Below are 1146 nucleotides of genomic sequence, written 5' to 3'. Positions count from 1 at the left end.
TGACCCTGCTGGCTTATTCGGTGCTGGTGTCCGTTCGTGGGACTGGGTGGGTAGGTTGTGTGGTTATGTCGATGCAGCCGAAGCCGTGGCCTGAGGTTCCGGAGCAGACCGCGTTGGTGGTCCGGGCGGCGGTCCGGAAGGGGAATCTCGCGACCCGGATCCGTGATGAGCTGGGCCAGGTCTACCAGGACGCCCGGTTCGCGGCGGCGTTCGGGGTTCGGGGCCGGCCGGGGATCTCACCGGCGCAGTTGATGATCGTCACCGTGCTGCAGTTCACGGAGAACCTGACCGACCGGCAGGCCGCCGAGGCGGTCCGGGACCGGATCACCTGGAAATACGCGCTCGGTCTGGAACTCGATGATCCGGGTTTCGATCCCAGCGTGCTCTCCGAGTTCCGGTCCCGGCTCGTCGACGGCGACCTGACCGCTCTGGCCCTGGACGAGTTACTGCACCGCCTGATCACGGTGAAACTGATCAAGCCGAAGGGCCGCCAGCGCACCGATTCCACCCATGTCCTGGCCGCGATCCGTGGACTGAACCGTCTGGAACTGGCCGGGGAAACCCTGCGTGCCGCTCTGGAAACGCTGTCCGTGACCGCGCCGGACTGGCTGGTCACGGTGATCGACGCGTCGTGGGCCGAGGTTTACGGCGCCCGGATCGACAGCATGCGACTGCCCGAGAGCCGGACCAGACGCGACGAGTTGATGATCCAGTACGGCCGGGACGGCTACCACCTGCTGGAGGCCGTGACCCACCGCGACGCCCCGCACTGGCTGGCACATCTACCCGCGGTGCAGACGTTACGCCTGATCTGGATCCAGCAGTTCCACCGCGACACCGACGGCACCGGCCGACAGGAGGTACGACGGCGGGACCCCGCCCCCACAGGGGACGGACTCCCGCCCGCCAGAGACAAAATCGCTTCCCCGTTCGACCTGGACGCCCGTTACAGCACCAAACGCGGCATGAGCTGGCGTGGCTACAAAGTCCACTTCACCGAAACCTGCGACCCACCCGAACCCACCGGCACCACCAGCGACCACACGGCCGGGCCCCGCCGCGGGGAACACCCGAACCTGATCACGAACGTGGCCACCACCACGGCGACCGTTGCGGACGCCACGATGACCGCCACCCTGCACACCC

General features: G+C 67.4%; 1 protein-coding gene. It reads left to right on the top strand.

Going from position 1 to position 1146, the window contains the following annotated elements:
- Positions 1-65 precede the first annotated feature (65 nt).
- The coding region (locus AB0M08_RS47530; RefSeq protein ID WP_364508972.1) for a transposase at positions 66-1146 on the top strand (1081 nt) is incomplete at its 3' end.

This window comes from Actinoplanes sp. NPDC051851, from assembly GCF_040681165.1.
Classification (GTDB): domain Bacteria; phylum Actinomycetota; class Actinomycetes; order Mycobacteriales; family Micromonosporaceae; genus Actinoplanes.
Note: the sequence above shows the minus strand (reverse complement) of the source record. Positions and strands in the feature narration are given on the sequence as shown.